The organism is Flagellimonas meridianipacifica (assembly GCF_003001695.1).
Lineage (GTDB): Bacteria > Bacteroidota > Bacteroidia > Flavobacteriales > Flavobacteriaceae > Flagellimonas > Flagellimonas meridianipacifica.
This window is the reverse complement of the sequence record NZ_PVYX01000002.1, coordinates 759,657-781,159: the sequence shown is the minus strand read 5'-3', so window position 1 is coordinate 781,159 and position 21,503 is coordinate 759,657. Positions and strand designations below refer to the sequence as shown.

At 40.0% G+C, this 21,503-nt stretch carries 14 protein-coding genes; 12 read left to right on the top strand and 2 right to left on the bottom strand.

What is annotated here, in order from left to right:
* Nucleotides 1–92 precede the first annotated feature (92 nt).
* The 5 genes from CLV81_RS13555 to CLV81_RS13535 all read left to right on the top strand — a co-directional run bounded on the left by CLV81_RS13555 (nt 93) and on the right by CLV81_RS13535 (nt 7,884).
* Nucleotides 93–1,862: an AMP-dependent synthetase/ligase gene (locus tag CLV81_RS13555; protein ID WP_106145639.1), complete on the top strand. Its 1,770-nt coding sequence runs from the start codon at nt 93–95 to the stop codon at nt 1,860–1,862.
* Between the two features lie 127 nt (nt 1,863–1,989).
* Nucleotides 1,990–2,439 (top strand): MarR family winged helix-turn-helix transcriptional regulator, encoded by a 450-nt coding sequence (locus CLV81_RS13550; RefSeq protein ID WP_106145638.1) that lies wholly within the window; start codon nt 1,990–1,992, stop codon nt 2,437–2,439.
* 13 nt (nt 2,440–2,452) lie between these two features.
* On the top strand, nt 2,453–4,858 hold the full coding sequence (locus CLV81_RS13545) for a 3-hydroxyacyl-CoA dehydrogenase/enoyl-CoA hydratase family protein (RefSeq protein WP_106145637.1): 2,406 nt from the start codon (nt 2,453–2,455) through the stop codon (nt 4,856–4,858).
* Between the two features lies 1 nt (nt 4,859).
* On the top strand, nt 4,860–6,050 hold the full coding sequence (locus tag CLV81_RS13540) for an acetyl-CoA C-acyltransferase (RefSeq protein WP_106145636.1): 1,191 nt from the start codon (nt 4,860–4,862) through the stop codon (nt 6,048–6,050).
* A gap of 22 nt (nt 6,051–6,072) precedes the next feature.
* Nucleotides 6,073–7,884, top strand: coding sequence for an acyl-CoA dehydrogenase family protein (locus CLV81_RS13535; RefSeq protein WP_106145635.1), 1,812 nt, complete (start codon nt 6,073–6,075; stop codon nt 7,882–7,884).
* 60 nt (nt 7,885–7,944) lie between these two features.
* Here the strand turns inward: CLV81_RS13535 and CLV81_RS13530 are convergent, their stop codons facing one another.
* Nucleotides 7,945–9,204, bottom strand: a complete 1,260-nt coding sequence (locus CLV81_RS13530) for a hypothetical protein (RefSeq protein WP_106145634.1) — start codon at nt 9,202–9,204, stop codon at nt 7,945–7,947.
* A 54-nt stretch (nt 9,205–9,258) separates the two neighbouring features.
* Here CLV81_RS13530 and CLV81_RS13525 point away from each other — a divergent pair, with 54 nt between their 5' ends.
* A complete protein-coding gene (locus tag CLV81_RS13525; protein ID WP_106145633.1) occupies nt 9,259–10,704 on the top strand; it encodes a pyridoxal phosphate-dependent decarboxylase family protein in 1,446 nt (481 codons plus the stop codon).
* Here CLV81_RS13525 and CLV81_RS13520 read toward each other — a convergent pair.
* The gene (locus tag CLV81_RS13520) at nt 10,694–12,499 is read right to left on the bottom strand and encodes a glycoside hydrolase family 15 protein (protein WP_106145632.1); all 1,806 of its coding nucleotides are present in this window, start codon (nt 12,497–12,499) and stop codon (nt 10,694–10,696) included. The two genes, CLV81_RS13525 and CLV81_RS13520, sit on opposite strands and share 11 nt — an antisense overlap.
* A gap of 99 nt (nt 12,500–12,598) precedes the next feature.
* Between CLV81_RS13520 and CLV81_RS13515 the strand changes: the two genes are divergently transcribed.
* From CLV81_RS13515 to CLV81_RS13490, 6 genes are read left to right on the top strand one after another with little or no spacing between them, the layout of a single operon-like run.
* Nucleotides 12,599–14,809, top strand: coding sequence for a bifunctional alpha,alpha-trehalose-phosphate synthase (UDP-forming)/trehalose-phosphatase (locus CLV81_RS13515; protein ID WP_106145631.1), 2,211 nt, complete (start codon nt 12,599–12,601; stop codon nt 14,807–14,809).
* On the top strand, nt 14,806–16,338 hold the full coding sequence (locus CLV81_RS13510) for a nuclear transport factor 2 family protein (RefSeq protein WP_106145630.1): 1,533 nt from the start codon (nt 14,806–14,808) through the stop codon (nt 16,336–16,338). The genes CLV81_RS13515 and CLV81_RS13510 overlap by 4 nt, the downstream gene beginning before the upstream one ends.
* A 9-nt stretch (nt 16,339–16,347) precedes the next feature.
* Entirely contained in the window at nt 16,348–16,968 is a 621-nt protein-coding gene (locus tag CLV81_RS13505) for a TMEM175 family protein (protein WP_106145629.1), read from the top strand.
* A 2-nt stretch (nt 16,969–16,970) separates the two neighbouring features.
* Entirely contained in the window at nt 16,971–18,305 is a 1,335-nt protein-coding gene (locus tag CLV81_RS13500) for a M28 family peptidase (RefSeq protein ID WP_106145628.1), read from the top strand.
* On the top strand, nt 18,302–19,939 hold the full coding sequence (locus CLV81_RS13495) for a M1 family metallopeptidase (protein WP_106145627.1): 1,638 nt from the start codon (nt 18,302–18,304) through the stop codon (nt 19,937–19,939). Before CLV81_RS13500 ends, CLV81_RS13495 begins: the two co-directional genes overlap by 4 nt.
* Before the next feature lie 19 nt (nt 19,940–19,958).
* A complete protein-coding gene (locus CLV81_RS13490; RefSeq protein ID WP_106145626.1) occupies nt 19,959–21,497 on the top strand; it encodes a M20/M25/M40 family metallo-hydrolase in 1,539 nt (512 codons plus the stop codon).
* The last annotated feature ends 6 nt before the right edge of the window (nt 21,498–21,503 follow it).

The following is a 21,503-nucleotide window of genomic DNA, read 5'->3' as shown; positions in this document are numbered from 1 at the left end:
CTTTTGGCAAATTTTTGATATTGATTTTAGGGATGCCATTTTAAAATCCCGCTTCCTTTCCCTATTTTGCAATTTCATAACAGTAACTTACTATGCAAAAAGTAACCCGACTCTTTGATTTCCCCTATCACCAACTGGAGAACAATCCTTTAAACAATGCTTTGGTGACCAAATATGGAGATAAATGGGTTTCCACATCCACACAAGAATATATTAATAAAGCCAACGCGGTAAGTCGTGGTCTATTACGACTTGGAGTTAAAGCTGGCGATAAAATTGCGGTCATATCAATGACCAATAGAACAGAATGGAACATCATGGATATTGGTGTGCTTCAAATTGGAGCGCAAAATGTACCCATTTATCCTACCATTTCGGAAGAAGATTATGAGTACGTACTGAATCATTCTGAAGCTAAATACTGCTTTGTTTCCTGTTCTGAAGTTTTGGAAAAAGTATTGTCCATTAGCTCTAATCTAAAAAAGCTGAAAGATGTGTACTCTTTTGATGACCTGGAAAACTGCAAAAACTGGAAAGAAGTTGTTGAATTGGGAGCAGATACTTCCAACCAAGAAGATGTTGAAGCACGCAAAGAGAAAGTACAACCTGGAGACCTGGCCACTTTGATATACACTTCGGGAACCACTGGAAGACCTAAGGGTGTAATGCTATCCCATAATAATATAGTGTCTAACGTAATCTCTAGTGAAGAACGAGTACCTTTTGAGTCCGGGGGAATAGCACTAAGCTTTTTGCCTGTTTGCCATATTTTTGAGCGAATGATTCTGTATCTCTATCAATATTGTGGTATTGAAATTCATTTCGCCGAAGGGTTGGATAAGATAAGTGACAATGTAAAAGAGGTGAAACCAGATGTGATGACAGTGGTGCCTCGTCTTTTGGAAAAGGTATACGATGCTATTATTGCAAAGGGAACAGCTCTTACTGGAATTAAAAAGAAACTGTTTTTCTGGGCCGTAGAATTAGGGCTTAAATACGAACCTTACGGTCAAAACGGTTGGTGGTACGAAAAAAGATTGGGTCTCGCGCGTAAGTTGATTTTCAGCAAGTGGCAAGAAGCCCTTGGAGGTAATTTAACTACAATGGTTTCGGGTAGTGCAGCTTTGCAACAACGATTGGCAAGGGTCTTTGCGGCAGCTGGAATGCCAGTGATGGAAGGATATGGACTTACCGAAACTTCTCCAGTGATTTCAGTAAATCAAGAGTCAGGAAAAGGATGGAAAATAGGTTCTGTTGGCCGCATTATTACTGATGTGGAGGTTAAGATTGCTGACGATGGCGAAATACTTTGTAAAGGCCCTAATGTAATGATGGGGTACTACAAGGATGAAACAAAGACTAAGGAAGTACTCAAAGACGGGTATTTCCATACTGGGGATATTGGGGAAGTGGACGAGCAAGGTTTTTTACGAATCACAGACCGGAAAAAAGAGATGTTCAAAACCTCCGGTGGAAAATACGTTGCTCCCCAGATTTTGGAAAATCGCTTCAAACAATCCCGTTTTATCGAGCAAATTATGGTTGTTGGCGAAGGAGAAAAAATGCCAGCCGCATTGATACAACCCAATTTTGAATTTTTATATGAGTGGGCCAATAGGCATGATGTCACTGTAAGTGAAAATTCTGATATTGTTTTAAACGATAAGGTAATTGCCCGAATCCAGGAAGAGGTGGATTTGGCCAATACTGATTTTGCTAAGTGGGAAAAAGTAAAACAATTTAGACTTACACCCGATGTATGGAGTGTGGATGATGGACATCTAACTCCTACTATGAAACTCCGGAGAAAGATTGTAAAAGAAAAGTACTTGGACCTATATAATAATATATACGGTCACTAAATCCATTTGATTTATTAGCTAAATCCTGCCTAACCGCAGGATTTTTCTTTTTAGGAAAATTCGTTTCACAAAAATTTATTATGCATGCATAATAAATTTTGCTATCTTTGAGAACCAAGAGAGTTCTATGAAAGATATGACCATTGACCACGCCCTTCGTGCCACTTGGCAAGCTGTAATAAAGATGTACAATGAAGAGGCCAAGAATTATGGATTGACCATGGCTTTAGGGTTTACCTTATTAAGCATTGACCCAAAAAAGGGAACACCTAGTACTGCTTTAGGCCCCAAAATGGGAATGGAAGCGACCAGCCTTTCCCGTATCCTAAAAAATATGGAGGAACGCGGTTACATTGAACGAAAACCCAATCCCAAAGATGGTAGAGGTGTGCTAATTCATCTTACGGGTCTCGGACTTCAAAAACGCAAGGATTCAAAAGATGTAGTACTTCGTTTCAATGATGTGGTGAAAGAACAGCTCAGTGAAGATGACTTGCATGGATTTTTTAAAACTATGGAAACCATCAACAAACTTATTCTGGATAAGAAAATTTATATAAAAACAACGACTAATTAATTTCAATTCTTAGATGAAAAGACACATCAATAAAGTCGCCGTAATTGGCTCGGGCATCATGGGAAGTGGTATTGCCTGTCATTTTGCCAATATCGGTGTCGAAGTATTATTGTTGGACATCGTTCCAAGAGAACTCAACGAAAAAGAAAAGGCAAAAGGTTTGAGTCTTTCCGACAAAGTAGTCCGCAATAGATTGGTGAACGATTCATTGACAGGGGCACTTAAATCCAAGCCGTCCCCTATTTATCATAAAAAGTTTGCTGACCGCATCACAACCGGTAATCTCGAAGATGATATCGCTAAAGTGGCCGAGGTAGATTGGATAATCGAGGTTGTCGTAGAACGGTTGGACATTAAAAAACAAGTGTTTGAAAACCTAGAGAAGTACAGAACTACAGGTACCCTCATTACTTCCAACACATCTGGAATTCCCATCAAATTTATGGGCGAAGGGAGAAGCGAGGACTTTCAGAAGCATTTTTGTGGAACTCACTTTTTCAACCCTGCACGATATTTAAAACTTTTCGAAATAATTCCCGGCCCCAATACCTCGACAGAAGTATTGGATTTTCTCAACGGATATGGTGAAAAGTTCCTAGGTAAAACATCAGTAGTTGCTAAAGACACCCCTGCTTTCATCGGCAATAGAATAGGAATCTTTAGTATTCAAAGTCTCTTTCATGCGGTAAAGGATTTGGGCATGACCGTTGAAGAGGTCGACAAACTCACGGGTCCTGTAATTGGGAGACCTAAATCGGCCACCTTCAGAACAGTGGATGTAGTTGGTCTGGATACTTTGGTCCATGTAGCCAATGGTATACATGAAAACTGTAAGGACGATGAGCGATTGGAGCTTTTCCAACTTCCAGATTTTATCAATACCCTAATGGAAAACAAGTGGTTGGGAAGTAAGTCAGGACAGGGCTTTTATAAAAAAGTGAAGAATGATAGTGGTAAAAGTGAAATTCTTACCCTCGATTTGGACTCGATGGATTATCGCTCCAAAAAGAGTGCAAAGTTTGCCACATTGGAACTCACCAAAACGATAGATAAAGTAATAGACCGTTTTTCAGTATTGGTCAATGGAAAGGATAAAGCTGGTGAGTTTTACAGAAAGAGTTTTGGGGCACTTTTTGCGTATGTGTCGCATCGGATACCCGAAATTTCCAATGAGCTTTATAAAATAGATGATGCCATGAAAGCCGGATTTGGCTGGGAGCACGGTCCTTTTCAAATTTGGGATGCCGTAGGCTTGGACAAGGGATTGGAATTCATTAAAGCCGAAGGCTTGGAAGCCGCCTCATGGGTTGCTGACATGAAATCTTCTGGTGTTACTTCTTTCTATTCAGTTAAAGAAGGAGCTACTTATTATTATGATATTCCAAAAAAGTCCATGGAAAAGGTTCCAGGACAAGATGCCTTCATCATTTTAGATAACATTAGGGAATCCAATGCAGTATTCAAGAATAGCGGGGTCGTTGTTGAAGATTTAGGAGACGGCATCTTAAATGTGGAGTTCCAATCGAAGATGAACACAATTGGAGGAGATGTCATTGCCGGACTCAACAAGGCAATCGACCTTGCAGAAAAGGATTTTCAAGGTTTGGTGGTTGGAAACCAAGCTGCCAACTTTTCCGTTGGTGCGAACATCGGAATGATTTTTATGATGGCCGTAGAGCAGGAATACGATGAGTTGAACATGGCCATCAAAGCATTCCAAGATACGGTGATGCGAATGCGTTACTCATCCATCCCTACCATTTCTGCCCCACATGGTATGTGTTTGGGCGGTGGTTGCGAGCTTTCCATGCATGCAGATAAAGTAGTGGCAGCAGCCGAAACGTACATTGGACTGGTTGAGTTTGGTGTAGGGGTTATCCCTGGAGGAGGTGGCTCTAAAGAAATGGCGTTGCGCGCTTCTGATACCTTCCGTAAGAACGATGTAGAGTTAAACGTATTACAAGAGTATTTCTTAACGATTGGAATGGCGAAGGTATCCACTTCTGCATATGAGGCATTTGACTTGGGAATCCTTCAAAAAGGAAAGGATGTAATTGTCGTAAATAAGGATAGACAAATAGCTACGGCCAAAGCGTATGCGAAGTTGATGGCTGAATCAGGTTATACTCAACCTCCTAGAAGAAAGGATGTTAAGGTTCTGGGAAAACAAGCCTTAGGAATGTTCCTCGTAGGTACCGATTCCATGGAAGCGGGTCACTATATTTCGGAACATGACAGGAAAATAGCAGATAAACTGGCCTATGTTATGGCCGGTGGAGACCTGTCCGAAGCAAGCTATGTAACGGAACAATACCTTTTGGATATTGAACGAGAAGCCTTCCTTTCACTTTGTACAGAAAGAAAAACGCTGGAACGTATCCAGCATATGTTGAAAACAGGTAAACCTTTAAGAAACTAAAATGAAAACAGCATATATAGTCAAAGCATATAGAACCGCGGTGGGAAAAGCCCCAAGAGGGTTGTTTCGGTTTAAAAGACCAGATGAATTGGCAGCGGAGACCATTGAACACATGATGAAGGAGTTGCCGCAATTGGACAAAAAACGAATCGATGATGTCATTGTAGGGAACGCCATGCCGGAAGCAGAACAAGGATTGAACATGGCCCGTTTGATTTCCTTAATGGGTCTGAATATTGATGATGTCCCCGGAGTAACGGTCAACAGATATTGCGCATCCGGACTTGAAACCATCGGAATCGCAACAGCCAAAATCCAATCTGGAATGGCAGATTGTATCATCGCCGGGGGTTCCGAAAGTATGAGCTACATTCCAATGGGTGGTTATAAACCCACTCCTGATTATGCCACTGCAAAAGAAGGTAATGAAGATTATTATTGGGGAATGGGCCTAACCGCAGAAGCGGTAGCACAGCAATTCAAGGTTTCTAGGGAAGACCAGGATGTATTTGCTTATAACTCCCATATGAAGGCTTTGAAAGCCCAAGAAGAAAATCGTTTTCAGGATCAAATTGTGCCTATCGAGGTAGAGCATACGTTCGTCAACGATTCTGGCAAAAAAGAAACTACCACATATACGGTCAGTAAAGATGAAGGGCCCCGAAAAGGAACTAATATTCCAACCTTGAATAAGCTAAGACCCGTTTTCGCTGCCGGTGGAAGCGTAACTGCAGGGAACTCATCCCAAATGAGTGACGGTGCCGCTTTTGTTATGGTGATGAGCGAAGAAATGGTAAAAGAACTCAATTTAGAACCAATTGCCCGTTTAGTCAATTATGCTGCGGCCGGTGTGGAACCACGAATTATGGGGATTGGTCCGGTAAAAGCAATTCCAAAGGCTTTAAAACAAGCAGGATTAAAGCAGGAAGATGTCGAATTAATTGAGCTAAACGAAGCCTTTGCCTCGCAGTCCCTTGCCGTAATACGAGAATTGGGATTGAATCAAGAGATAGTAAATGTGAATGGAGGAGCTATCGCATTGGGACATCCTCTAGGCTGTACTGGAGCTAAACTTTCTGTACAACTGTTTGACGAAATGCGCAAGCGGGAAATGAAAGGAAAATATGGTATGGTAACCATGTGTGTGGGAACAGGTCAAGGAGCAGCAGGTATTTATGAATTTTTAAACTAAAACAACACAATATTATATAGCTATGAGCACAGAAACCCTAAATAAAGAAATACTGAGAGGTGGTCAGTTTCTTGTTAAAGAGACAGACTGCGAAGATGTTTTTACCTTGGAAGATTTATCTGAGGAGCAGCAGATGATGCGCGAAAGTACCAAAGAGTTTGTGGACCGCGAGCTTTGGGCACATTGGGAGCGCTTTGAACATAAGGATTATGCCTATACGGAAGAGACCATGCGTAAAGCCGGTGAGCTGGGACTATTGAGTGTTGCAGTTCCAGAAGCTTATGGTGGAATGGGAATGGGTTTTGTTTCAACCATGCTGGTGTGTGATTATATTTCTGGTGCAACTGGCTCGTTCAGTACCGCTTTTGGTGCACATACTGGTATCGGAACTATGCCAATCACCCTTTACGGTACCGAGGAACAAAAACAAAAATATGTGCCAAAGTTAGCCTCAGGAGAATGGTTTGGTGCGTATTGCTTGACTGAACCTGGTGCAGGTTCAGATGCCAATTCTGGAAAAACCAAAGCAGTTCTTTCTGAAGATGGCAAGCATTATAACATTACTGGGCAAAAAATGTGGATATCCAATGCTGGATTCTGTAATCTTTTTATTGTGTTTGCCCGAATCGAAGATGACAAAAATATTACTGGCTTTATCGTTGAAAACGATCCAAGCAATGGGATTACCTTAGGCGATGAAGAAAAGAAATTGGGAATTCACTCCTCCTCTACCCGTCAGGTGTTCTTCAATGAGACCAAGGTTCCAGTAGAGAATATGCTTTCGGAACGTGGAAATGGTTTCAAAATAGCCATGAACGCCCTAAACGTGGGTAGAATCAAATTGGCGGCAGCATGTTTGGAAGCACAACGTCGCGTTATCAACGAAGCGGCCAAATATGCCAATGAGCGTATCCAGTTCAAGACTCCTATCATGAACTTTGGGGCTATTAAAGCCAAAATTGCGGACATGGCCACTAACGCCTATGTAGATGAAGCCGCGTGTTATCGAGCTGCCAAAAATATTGAGGATAGAATTGCAATTCGTGAAGCAGAAGGCAACTCTCACCAAGAAGCTGAGCTTAAAGGTGTAGAAGAATATGCTATTGAATGTTCTATTTTGAAAGTCGCTGTATCCGAACATGTGCAACATACCTCTGATGAGGGTATCCAGATTTTTGGAGGCATGGGCTTTAGTGCGGATACTCCCATGGAATCCGCTTGGAGAGATGCCCGTATCTCAAGAATTTATGAAGGAACCAATGAAATCAATCGCATGTTGGCCGTTGGTATGTTGGTGAAAAAGGCCATGAAAGGACATGTGGATTTGCTTGGCCCAGCTACTGCCGTAGGTGAGGAATTGATGGGAATTCCTTCGTTTGACGCACCAGACTTTTCTGAATTGTTTGCTGAAGAAAAGGATTTGGTAGCAAGGCTTAAAAAAGTATTCCTAATGGTTGCTGGTAGTGCGGTCCAGAAATTTGGTCCGGATTTGGAAAAGCATCAAATGCTTTTAATGGCTGCCTCTGATATTCTTATTCAGGTTTATCTTACCGAATCGGCCATTCTGCGTACAGAGAAAAATGCAAAAAGGTTTGGAGAAGAATCTCAAGCCACGCAAATAGCAATGTCCAAACTATATTTATACCGCGCGGTTGATATTGTAATTCAAAAAGGAAAAGAGGCGATTGTTTCTTTTGCTGAAGGAGATGAGCAACGTATGATGCTTATGGGACTCAAACGATTTACCAAGTATACAAATCAACCCAATGTCGTAGAGCTTCGCACGCAGATCGCGGATAAAGTTGCAGCAGATAATGGGTATACCTTTGACTAATTCAAATAACGCTTGAAACCAAGCTTATTTGGAAAACCGCTCTTTAAAAGAGCGGTTTTTTTATAAAGTATATCCTAAAGAAAGTGAAATCTGAGATAAAGAATCCCTTTGAAATAGTGCTCCCTGCACATCCCCATCCACTAAGTTTTGATTCAATAAATAGTTGAATCTTAAATATACTTTTTTGTTGTAAGAATACCCTATTCCAAATGAGGGTACAATATCATTACTTCTTGAAATTGGAGCAATTTCATTTACTTCATCTGGACGGTCTTCGAGCACTCCTCCGAACATTACGGACTCATTTAAACTTGCTTCCAAATAGAAGTTGGCCAACACAGCCACATCCAAAAAAACATCACTTTCAGAAGATAACGACAAGTAGTATCTAGCTCCTAAAGATGACTCTAAGGCGTTAACCTTTAAGGTGAAAACATCATTGGAGACCTGGTCAAATGGTAATTCTATACTATTTTCTATTTGCGAATATACCAAAGCCAAAAATGTAGAGAATTTCTTGGGACTAGAGCTACGAAAAAAACTCTCAATTTCTAAGCCTGCTCGGAATGATATCCCATTATCGAACTTAACCACTTGTCCAGAAGTAATGTTTCTGGCTTCATACCCAGTTTGATTAACCCCAATCCATAGTTTGGTTTTCAAAGATGTGAATAGTTTTTGATTTATTTTACTTTGGTAAATTGTAACCTCTGAATTTCCCAAACAGTTGTTTAGAGTTTTAAAGAAGGATAGCATAGATTTCCTTGTATATTCTAAAGACTGGATTTCATTACCCTTCAAGCAGCTGTATTCCTTAAGAATCTGGCGTTTAAAAATGTTGTTCCTTCTTACATAACCATCTTCGATATATTCTTTATAAGCAAGAACTGTAAGATTTCCTTCGTCGTTTAGTACCAAAAAAGCAGCCTCGCCATTATTTAATGTTTCATATAACGAAACTGTTCCTTCCATTAATACCTGGGCGAACTGGTTTTTCAAAACAAATCTTGGTTCCTTAGATTGGGTTTTGTCTACTACTTTTGCATCAGTACGAGGGATTTTCTCTCTAATCGATCGATAAACAACTTCTCCTTCTATACCAAACTCTTTGCAATTTTGAGGATTCAACTCCATTTCCGAGCCTTTTTCGTCTAGCTTATAAATAACTGTTCCCGGAGAGTTATCCCAATCTTGTAAAAGAAGTAAGCACTTCACTTTATTATTATCTCTATCAATGTAATAACCAGAGCTAAATTCAGCTTGACCAAAAGTAAAATGGGAAATAAAAATAAATAGAGAAAGAAAAACTGTACTTTTCATTCAGAAGAGAAATTAGAGGTTTGTAATTTTAGAGGTAAGAAACTATGTTTTTTTATGGAATCAAAGTCATTCGAAAAAATTTTTTCAAGTGTTACTTTTAAGGATAAAAGCCATCGCTTAGTAAACCTAATTTGTGAACATATAGAGGGAACGATTTCTGGAAAAGAGGATAAAGTTTTATCATGGAACCCGCCAGATAATGAGCTTCAATTTTGGAAGGACTTTTTGGAAAATGGAAATGAAGCTGACTTCTTTAAAGAAATTCTAAAAAGAACAACGCATACCCACAATCCAAAATATGTAGGGCACCAAGTAGGAGTTACCGCTCCCATAACCCTGCTATCGGGTATGTTGAGCAATCTATTGAACAATGGAATGGCAGTCTATGAAATGGGAATGTCCTCAAACGCCATTGAACGCATAGTTGCCGACAAAATCTGTGAAACCGTAGGATATGATTCCAAGTCCGGTGGTTTTTTGACATCTGGAGGTACTTTGGCCAATCTTACAGCACTCTTATCCGCCAGAAAAGCGAAAGTTGAACATGATGTGTGGAACGAAGGACATACCAAACCTTTGGGTATTATGGTTTGTGAAGAGGCTCATTATTGTGTCGATCGGGCGGCCAAAATTATGGGGTTAGGCGAAAAGGGAATTATTAAAGTCCCTGCCAACAAAAACTTTGGAATGGATGTTAACAAAATGGAGGAATATTACCGAACAAGTGTTTCACAGGGCATACAGGTTTTTGCCATTGTTGGGAGTGCACCATCAACAGCCACTGGAGCTTATGATGATTTGGAGGCCATACAGGCATTCGCCCAAAAGTATGACTTGTGGTTTCACGTGGACGGAGCACATGGGGGAGCGGCTATCTTTTCGGAAAAGTATAAGCATCTTCTAAAAGGCGCTGAAAAATCCGATTCCATGGTGATTGACGGTCACAAAATGATGTTGATGCCCACTATAACCACGGCTTTAGTGTTCAGAAATAGAATCCACGCCAATCACACATTTAGTCTTGATGCTGATTACCTTTTGAATGAAACCCAAGAGGACGAATGGTACAACAGTGGTCGAAGAACTTTTGAATGTACCAAAACCATGATGTGCATGCATTGGTACCTACTTCTAAAACTCTATGGAGAAGCGGTTTTTGACACCTACGTAACCCGACAATATGACCTGGCCAAGGATTTTGCAGAAATGCTTCTAAAAGAACCCGATTTTGAGATTGCCACATACCCTATGTCCAATATTCTTTGTTTTCGATATGTGAATCCCAATTTATCTCTTAAGGATTTAAACGAGCTTAATGCAATGGTGAGACAAGAACTGTTGGAAGAAGGCGATTTTTATATGGTGCAAACCACAATAAGAGGTGTGCATTATTTGAGAACCTCTTTGATGAATCCCTTTGCTACTGTTGAACACCTCAAAGTATTAACCAACAAAATCCGATCGGCTTCGGAAAAGCTATTACAGGAGATTAAGCAATAGATTCCAATATCTTTTCCTCACTCTTTTTTCTGGAAAAATTAATGGCACATTCAATCAATGCCAAATGGGAATAGGCCTGAGGGAAATTACCGAGCAATCTTTTGGTTTTAAAATCTATATCCTCACTGAACAATCCCAAATGGTTACTATAACTTAATAGTCGCTCAAAATGAGCCAAGGCCTTTTCCTCCTCCCCTATTTTGAACAAGCTATTGATGAACCAAAAGGTGCAAATAGTAAAAGACGAAGAAGGAAGACCAAAATCATCCTCATTTTTATAACGATACAGAAGCCCATCATTGCTCAATTCTTCTTCAATGGCGTGGACGGTGTTCACAAACTTGGGGTCTTTAGCATGAATAAATCCATAAGATTCCATCAAAAGCACAGAGGCATCCAAATGACTGGAACCGTACGACTGGACAAAAGCATTTTTCTCCGGATTCCATGCATGTTCATGAATGTCTGATTTTATCTCTTGCTCAATGGCCGTCCATTTTTCAATTTTTCTGGATTTACCAAATATCTTGGCCACTTTGATTGCTCTGTCAATAGCTACCCAACAAAGTACTTTTGAAAAGGTAAAATGTTGGTCCTCACCTCTAAACTCCCATATGCCCTTATCAGGTTCTCTCCAATGTTTTTCTACAATCCAAACAATACCCTTGGTAATGCTCCACAACTCCTCGCCATTCTCAATATCATTGCTAAACTTGACCAACTGCTCGTAAATTACATCCATCAAAATACCATAGATGTCGTTTTGCTTTTGCTTGTATGCCGCATTTCCTATACGTACAGGGCTGGACCCCTTATACCCTTCCAAATGGTCCAAGGTGTTTTCCGTAAGCTTCTTTTGCTTGTTGATACCATACATGATTTGGAGCTTTTCATCCTTATCCGGCATTAAATCGATGATAAACTGCAGGTAGCGTTTTGCAGAATTCTTGTGCCCCAATTCGGAAACTACTTTGATGACCATCGAAGCATCCCGAATCCAACAGAATCGATAATCCCAATTGCGAACTTCACCAATGGTTTCCGGCAAAGATGTAGTCGCCGCCGCTAGAACTGCCCCTGTTTTATCATAGGTAAGCATTTTCAGCGTAATGGCACTTCGAATAATTTGACTGTTGAATTTTTTATAAGTGGGAGTTCTATCCACCCAATCCAACCAATAAATCTTAGTTCTTTCCAGCTCCAAAGACATCTTATCCGTTGTGGGTTTCAAGATTTTCTCATTATAACAAATCATGAAATATCCGTCCTCCTTCAAGAGTATCTCTTCCCCATCCAATACTTTCTGCTTATCGAAAGATGTGTATAAAAACAAGGTATCAAACTTTTGCTTGCTGGTAAGACTTACAATGAAATCATCCTTTACATAGTTATTGGTTCTGCCAAGAGCATACTCCAATTTTGGATCATAAACAACACTGAAAGTTGGGGTTCCGGAGACATGCTTGATGTACCTGATGATTTCCGGTGGGGAATTGTATTTACCTTTCCCGTTCATCTTATAATACCTTGGCATAAAATCATGGACCTCAAAGGTATTTTCCCCATCAGAATAACGGGTAACTAGAACTGCGGTGTTTTTAGAATATTCCTGATGAATTACATAATTATACTTTGTCCTAATCTCAAAACTACCCCCCTTTTTCTCATCCAATAGTTTAGCAAATACCGAGGTTGAATCAAATTGAGGCAAGCAACACCAATCCAAAGAACCCGTATCTGAAATAAGCGCAGCACTTCGGCAGTTTCCAATTATTCCGTAATTTAGGTTATCCATAGTTGAGGATTATATTTCTGTTGAAAATTCAGGTTTTCACCTTATCATAAATCGAAAAAATAGGAATTTTATTACATTTTGTCCTAAAATCACCCATCCATGAGTAAAACTATAATTATTTCCAATAGACTGCCAGTACAATTGCAAATAAGTGATGGCGGCCTAAGTGCCATACCTAGCGTTGGTGGTTTAGCCACGGGTATGAAGTCTGTTCACAGTGGTGGTGAAAGTCTTTGGATTGGTTGGTCTGGATTGACTGATGAGGAAATTCCTGAATCTCTTGAAAATGAGATTGATAAGGCACTGGAAAATCATGGATGTTCCAAGGTACGCCTAACGGAAAACGATGTTGAGGGCTTCTATTTTGGTTTCAGTAATAGAACCATTTGGCCTTTGTTTCACTATTTTCTGGAATACTCAGAATTTGAACTTGATTTTTGGAACACCTATAAAGTGGTCAACCAAAAATTTGCAGACGCCATTTTGGAGCAAGCGGGTGACGAAGATATTATTTGGGTGCACGACTATCAGCTTATGCTGGTACCTCAGATGGTAAAAGAAAAACGTCCCAACACCTCTATCGGTTTTTTTCTTCATATCCCATTCCCTTCATACGAGATTTTCAGAACACTACCTTGGCGGGAAGAGGTGCTGCAGGGTCTTCTTGGCTCAGATTTAATCGGTTTTCATACGTATGACTATGAACGTCACTTTTTGAGTTCAGTGAGACGACTTTTGGGTCTGGATGTTAGTTTTAACGATATCTATCTGGACAACCGTGTCATAAAAGTCGATTCTTTTCCCATGGGCATTGACTATAAGAAGTTTAGAGATGCTGCAGTTGCCCACGAAGAACGAAAGGAAAACAACAAAAGCGACCTACAGCAAAAATTGGATAATCACAAAGCTTCCGCGCCAGATACCAAACTCATCCTTTCCATTGACCGATTGGATTACAGTAAGGGAATAGCAAAACGCCTCAATGCCTTTGAGTACTTTCTTAATAAATATCCTGAGTACAAAGAAAAAGTGCGCTTGATTATCCTAGCGGTACCCTCACGTTCCAATGTGCCCCAATATCAGCTTTTAAAGCGAGAAATTGATGAATTAGTAGGTCGTATCAATGGGGAACTATCAACGGTCAATTGGACACCAATCTGGTATTTTTACCGCTCTTTACCCTTTGAGAATCTCATAGACCTGTATACTTCCAGTGATATTGCTTGGTTGACTCCTTTACGTGATGGTATGAATTTAGTTGCCAAAGAATATGTTGCCACTCGAACCGATAAAACAGGAGTACTCATTCTAAGTGAAATGGCCGGTTCTGCATATGAAATGAACGAGGCGCTTCTCATCAACCCCAATAATTTTGAGCAACAAGCAGATACTTTGAAAAATGCCATTACCATGCCCAAAGAAGAGCAGATGGCGCGTAATATGTTTCTTCAAAAGAGATTGGAACGATACAATGTGGAAGTGTGGGCCAACGAGTTTATGAATGCCCTACACAAAAAGAGTGATGTTGAGGATGTCAATATTTCTCGAAAGCTTTCACCTTCCTTAACCCAAGAAGTTATTGAAGACTATGGAAAGGCCAAAAACAGATTGCTTTTCCTGGATTATGATGGTACACTGACAGGATTTCATAAAGATCCACAAAAAGCCTCGCCAGATGAGGAGTTGTACGAGCTTTTGGATAAGATCAACTCCCAAGAAAACACGACCCTATTTCTAATTAGTGGCCGAGACAAGCAAACCTTTACCAAGTGGTTCTTGCACAAAAAGTACAACATGATTGTGGAACACGGTGTTTGGATTTCCAAGGAAGGAGAAGAATTTAAGCTTTTGGAAAAAGTGAAAGACCAGTGGATGGAAAAAATACGGCCTGTGCTTGAGTCTTTTGTAGATAGAACCCCTGGTTCGTTTATTGAGGAGAAAAACTATTCCATGGCATGGCACTACAGAAATACCGACCCAGATTTTGGTCAAAAAAGAGCTACTGAATTGAACACCGTGCTTACCAGCCTTATTGGAAATGACGATATTAGTGTACTCAATGGGAATAAAGTAATGGAGGTCAAAAGCAGCAACGTAAATAAGGGGAGAGCCTCAGTCCGTATGCTTGGAGAAGCAGATTATGATTTTGTATTTGCCATTGGAGATGACTGGACGGATGAATTTATGTTCCAAGAATTGCCTGAAAGTGCAATAACAGTCAAAGTTGGACTCCAAAAAACCCAGGCCAAATATCATGTGGAAAGCACCAAAAGAGTCCGGGAATTGTTGAACCAATTCGCACAAATATGAAAAAAGGAATCTACTTTGTCCTTTTCTATTTTGCCATTTCGTCAATCCATGCTCAAGGTAACACCGAGGTTTATCTATTTGATTTGGAAAAGAGCAATGGAAAACTTGCTCTTTCAAACCCTAAAAATATTTCGAACAACCATGGTTATGACAATCAACCTTCTTTTTGGAACGATGATACGGTACTTTTTTCATCAACTAGAGCTGGACAAACCGATATCAAACAATTCAATATCACAAAAGGAAGCACATCAAAGTGGATTACAAATACGCCAATAGGTAGCGAATACTCTCCTTTACGCATTCCAAATTCCGATAATGTCTCCTCCATTCGTTTGGATTTAAATGGTCTACAAAGACTCTACGAATATGATATCAAAACAGGTGAATCCGAGGCTTTAAGTGATTTGAAAATAGGGTACCACGTTTGGTACAACGACCATATATTGATAGCGACTGTCCTTGTGAAAAACCGTATGGACCTAGTTTTGATTGACTTCAAGGAAGAATCCCAAATAACTGTGGATGAAAATGTGGGACGCTCATTGCATAAAATTCCAGGAAAAGACGAAATCAGTTATATCAAAAAAACATCTTCTGAAAAAGAACCTCGGCAAATCAAGTCTCTCGATGTAACTTCCAAGAAAAAAGATATCATACTAAGCCTTAAGTATCCTATTGAAGATATGGTTTGGCTATCAGATGGAACGATTCTATCACCAGATAATAATAGAATAGCCATGTTTCACCCAGAAAAAGATAGTGTTTGGACTGATTTTCATGTTTTCGACAAAGACCAAGTCTTTAAAATATCTCGAATGTCTGTAAATCCTAGTAGCACCAGATTGGCGTTGGTCACGGATGTTTCTCCAAAAGAAATCGTGCAGCGCCAAGTCGAAACGTTCAATCGAAGGGATTTAAATGGTTTTCTTTCCTGTTATTCCGAAGGAGTTTTGGCCCAGCGTTTTCCTACGGATACTATGTATGTTGGAAAAGACAAAATGTTGGATAGTTATGAAAGATTCTTTGCCAACACCAAAAACACCAATGTAAAGGTGATTAAGCGCATTGCATTGGGAAACTACGTGATAGACGAAGAAGTTACCATGGTTGACGGAAGACAAGGACATCAAGTGGCAATATATCAGATTACAAATGGACTTATCAACTCTATGAGTTTTATTTTTCCAAATCAGGAAATAGGCGATGCCGAAGCTGTAGTGAAGAAACAATTGGATGCTTACAACGCTAGGGACATAGATGCCTTTATGGATACCTATACCAATGACATTAAGCTATACGATTTCCCCAATTCCCTTTTTTCTGAAGGGGAAGAAAAAATGCGCGAAGGTTATGGTTCTTTTTTTGAAAATACTCCCGATTTAAACTGCGAAATTAAAAACCGAATGGTAATCGGGAATAAGGTGATTGATGAAGAATATCTCACCATGAATGGTTCAAATTTTAGTGCTGCCGCAATTTATGAAGTGGAGAATGGTAAGATTGCCAAAGTCACGTTCTTGCGTTAAGTTTTAAAAATGAAGTTACCTCATAATATTAGCCGAGTTGAAGCTTTTAGCGATGGCGTTTTTGCCTTTGCCGCAACTTTACTGGTGGTATCAGTTGGTAATGAAACCTCAGATTCCGCTCTTCAAATCAATTGGGTTGCCTTCTTGAGTTTTGCAGTGAGTTTCTTCGTATTGGTTGCTTTATGGTATACTCACTACAATTTCTTTCGACGAACAGATTATATGGACAATTGGATAATAGCTTTAAATGCCATCCTGCTTTTTGTGGTCCTCTACTATATTTTTCCTCTTAAATCCTTAATCAATACAGGAACCGGAACACTCACTATTAGTTTTGAAAGTTTCTCATCCCTTTTCCAATTATACAGCCTAGGTTTTTTATTGATTTTCCTATGTTTTTCTTTAATGTATCTTAGAGCATATAAAAAGAGTAAATCTGTTAGAAACGTCAACCTTCTTTTTTACACCAGACACTTCGCTATCTATGTTGGAGTTGCACTTATTTCTATTTTAATGGCCAAATATCAAATAGGTTTGCATTTTGGTCTGCCAGGAATTATTTACGCAGTTTTGGGTCCCGGTTGTTATTTTCATGGAGTTTGGTTTCGTAAAAAGTATAATCTCGAATAACAATGAAAAAATATCTACTATTCTTTTTTTCCTTAACCTCATTGATCATCCATTCCCAAACCGATTCGAGAATTTATGATATTATAGATTCTGTTTCTGCCGATAGACTTGAAAAGGATATCACCACCCTGGCCAACTTCGGCACTCGCCATACTTTGAGCGATACTGTATCACAAACTAGGGGAATAGGAGCGGCTAGACGATGGATAAAATCGGAATTTGAAAAAATCTCGGCTGACTGCGATGATTGTCTTGAAGTTTTTTATCAAAAGGACCTAGTAAAAAAGGGGGAAGGCAGGAGAATAACAAAAGATGTTTGGGTGGTAAACGTTGTGGCTATCCAACGAGGTACAAAATATCCTAATCGCTACATTATTATGAGTGGTGATATTGATTCCAGAGTAAGTGACGCCAATGATTTTACTTCAGATGCGCCCGGTGCCAATGATAACGCATCAGGTATGGCAGGTGCTATTGAAGCTTCCCGGGTATTGTCTAAGTACAAATTTGAGAACAGTATTATGTATGTTGGGCTTTCCGGTGAGGAACAAGGGCTTTATGGAGGACGCGGTTTGGCTGCCTATGCCAAAGAAAAGGGTTGGCAAATCATTGGAATCTTAAATAACGATATGATAGGTAATATTACCGGTGTAGATGGTGTGGTAAGTAATAGGGATTTCCGAATTTTTTCAGAACCTGTTCCTCCCAATGAAACCGAACAACAAAGAAGGGCCCGTCGTTTTTATGGAGGTGAGGTTGATGGAATTTCAAGACAATTGGCTCGATATGTTCATAAAACCACGCAACAATATATGCCTGAAATGAATCCGATCATGGTTTATCGATTGGATCGTTTTGGCCGTGGTGGTCACCACAGGCCGTTCAATGATGCTGGATTTGCCGGAATTCGGATTATGGAAGCCCATGAAAATTATACACAACAGCATCAGGATATTAGGTTGGAAGACGGCATTGCCTATGGAGATGTTCTGGAACATGTCAACTTTGATTATGCCGCTAAATTGACTGCTGTAAACGCTATTAACCTTGCTTCTATCGCTTGGGCACCCCCTTCACCAGAAACAGTGAAAATTGGAGGAATAGTTCAACCTTCCGTAAAATTGACGTGGAGCTCGGTGGAAGGTGCTACCGGCTATAAAATCTATTGGAGGGACACCACCTCTCCAACCTGGGACCATTCCAAATATGTCGGCAATGTAAATGGGCATGTTTTGGAGGGCATAGTAGTGGACAATTTCTTTTTTGGGGTGGCAGCCGTCGGAAAAGATGACCATGAAAGCCCAATTGTATTTCCTAATTCCATACTGCTTAGATGAGACTATTTATTAAACATACTTGGCTAATTTCTCTTTGCTTTCTTTATACATTCTATGTAAATGGGCAAACCTTTACCCGTGTTGACACTTTACGTGGAAGCATAACCCCCGAACGCGCATGGTGGGATTTGAACTATTATGACCTAAATATTAAAGTACAACCAGATAAGGAATTCATTGCGGGTTACAACATCATTCGGTATAAGGTCTTGGAAGAATCAGACGTAATCCAAATCGATTTGCAGAAACCCTTAAAAATAGATGCTGTTTCCCAAGATGGACAAGAATTGAATTATTCATCTGTTGGTCCTGCCCATTTCATCTACTTAAAGAAGAAACAAGTACCTGGAGAATACAACAAACTCTATGTTCAGTACTCTGGAAAACCCAAGAAAGCAATTCGTGCCCCTTGGGATGGCGGTTTTTCTTGGAAAAAGGATTCTAATGGAAAGCCTTTTGCAGCAACATCTTGCCAAGGACTTGGAGCCAGTGTCTGGTGGCCCAATAAAGACCATATGTATGATGAAGTGGATAGCATGAGAATAGCCATTGATGTTCCAAAAGACCTGGTTGCCGTAGCCAATGGAAGGCTAAGAGAAGAATATGAATACGAGTATGGAGGATACAAACTATATGAGTGGTTCGTTTCCAATCCAATCAATAATTACGGTGTAAATGTGAACATAGGTGATTATGTTCATTTTGGTGAAAAGTACGAAGGAGAAAAAGGCACCCTGGATTTGGACTATTATGTGTTACGGGATAATCTGGATAAAGCCAAAGAACAGTTCAAGCAAACACCAATGATGCTGGAGGCCTTTGAACATTGGTTTGGTCCATATCCTTTTTACGAAGACAGTTTTAAATTGGTTGAAGTGCCTTATTTGGGCATGGAGCACCAAAGTTCCGTTACCTATGGTAATCAATATCAAAATGGATATTTAGGGCGAGACTTATCCGGAACTGGTTGGGGTTTAAAATTTGACTTTATCATTATTCATGAGGCCGGCCATGAATGGTTTGCCAATAACATTACCTATAAGGACATTGCAGATATGTGGATTCATGAGGGGTTCACTGCCTATTCAGAGAACTTGTATCTAGATTATCATTACGGAAAACAAGCCTCGGCTGAGTACGTAATTGGAACCCGCAACAACATCCAAAACGATAAACCTATTATTGGCGTTTATGGGGTCAATCAAAGGGGTTCTGGGGATATGTATTACAAAGGGGCCAATATGCTACATACGCTGAGACAGTTAGTTGAAGATGATGAACTTTGGCGTAGTACCCTAAGAGGGCTGAACAAAGAGTTCTATCACCAGACAGTGACCACAGAGCAAGTTGAAAGTTACCTCAGCGAAAAGACCAAGAAGGACTTGAGTGCCTTTTTTAATCAGTATTTGCGCACTACAATGATCCCAAAACTGGAATATAAAATGGTAGGTAATGCCCTCACCTATAGATATGTGGATGTTGTGGAGGATTTTGATATGCCCATCCGCATTTTTGTTGACGAAAAAGAACATTGGATTTTTCCAAACTCAGAGTGGAAAAACGAAAAACTGGATGGCGAAAAACTTGCTTTCGATTCTAACTTTTACATAGAAACTTCAAAAGTAGAACCTTAGGCTTCATAAATATTAGCCCATGAAAACAAAAAATTGGATTTTTTCAAAAACAGGTATTCTCTTTTTTATAGGGATATCAACTATTCCCCATGTTGGTTTTTCCCAAAAACTTTCTAAAACTCAATTGGACAAAACCGCTTCAGATTTTGCCAAATCCTCTTTCCCCATATTGAGAGATATATTAAGCATCCCCAATGATGCTTTTTATCCAGAAGATATAGAGAAAAACGTAAAATGGTGTGAAACAGAGTTTTCCGCAAGAGCTTTTTCTACAACACGAATAAAAACCAAAGGTGCCCCCTTGTTATTGGCGGAGCGAAAACATAAGAAAGCAAAGAAAACCGTGCTTATCTACCTTCAAATAGATGGGCAACCCGTGGATACCACCCGATGGGACCAAAAAAGTCCATATCAACCGGCACTTAAAAAACAAGTCAACGGCAAATGGGAAGAAATTCCATGGGAATCTATTGCCAACTATGAGGATGATTGGCGGGTTTTTGCACGTGCCGCCAGTGATGCAAAGGGTCCTGTTGCCATGTTTCTAGCAGCGTTGGACGCCGCAAAACAAGAGAAGATTGTTCCCAATTTCAATATCAAGGTTATTATGGATTTTGAAGAAGAAATGGGCTCTCCCAACCTGCCACAGGCTGTTTTGGACAACAAGGAAATGCTTAAAGCCGATATGCTTATCATTTTTGATGGCCCAAGACACATCACCAACAAACCTACACTTACTTTTGGAGCACGTGGTATATCTACGGTTCAATTGACCACTTACGGACCTGTAGTACCCCAACATAGTGGGCATTTTGGAAATTACGCTCCAAATCCTGCCCTGCGTTTATCTAAACTTTTAGCCTCAATGAAAGATGAGGATGGTCTGGTAACCATCCCTGGGTTTTATGATGGAATCAACATTGGAGCAGAAACGGAAAAAATCTTGAAAGCCGTTCCGGATGATGAAGAACAAATAAAAAACAGGTTGCAAATTGCTACAACAGATAAGGTCGGAAAGTATTATCAAGAGGCCATTCAATATCCATCACTCAACATACGTGGTATGCAATCGGGATGGATCAATGAAAAAGTTCGCACCATCATTCCAGGTTGGGCCAGAGCGGAAATTGACATTCGATTAGTGCTGGAATCCGACCCAGAGCGATTAATTCAACTGGTTAAAAATCATATTGAAACTGAAGGCTATATCGTTTTGGACCGAGAGCCAACCCAAGAGGAGCGCCTGAAGCATGAAAAGATTGCCACTTTTACCTATGAAGTCTCCTATCAATCCTTTAGAACCGATTTTGATTCGGAAGTAGGACTTTGGTTAAGAAGTGCTTTAAAAGGAGCTTTTGATAAAGACCCTATCATGATTCGGATGAGCGGAGGTTCTATTCCTATTTCACCCTTTGTAACAACATTGGATATTCCTGCGGTTACGGTTCCAACAGTAAATCGGGACAACAATCAGCATAGCCCCAACGAAAACTTAAGATTAGGTAATTATCGAGAGGGTATCAAAACCATGATTGCGATTCTCTCAGAAAAACTTTAATCCATT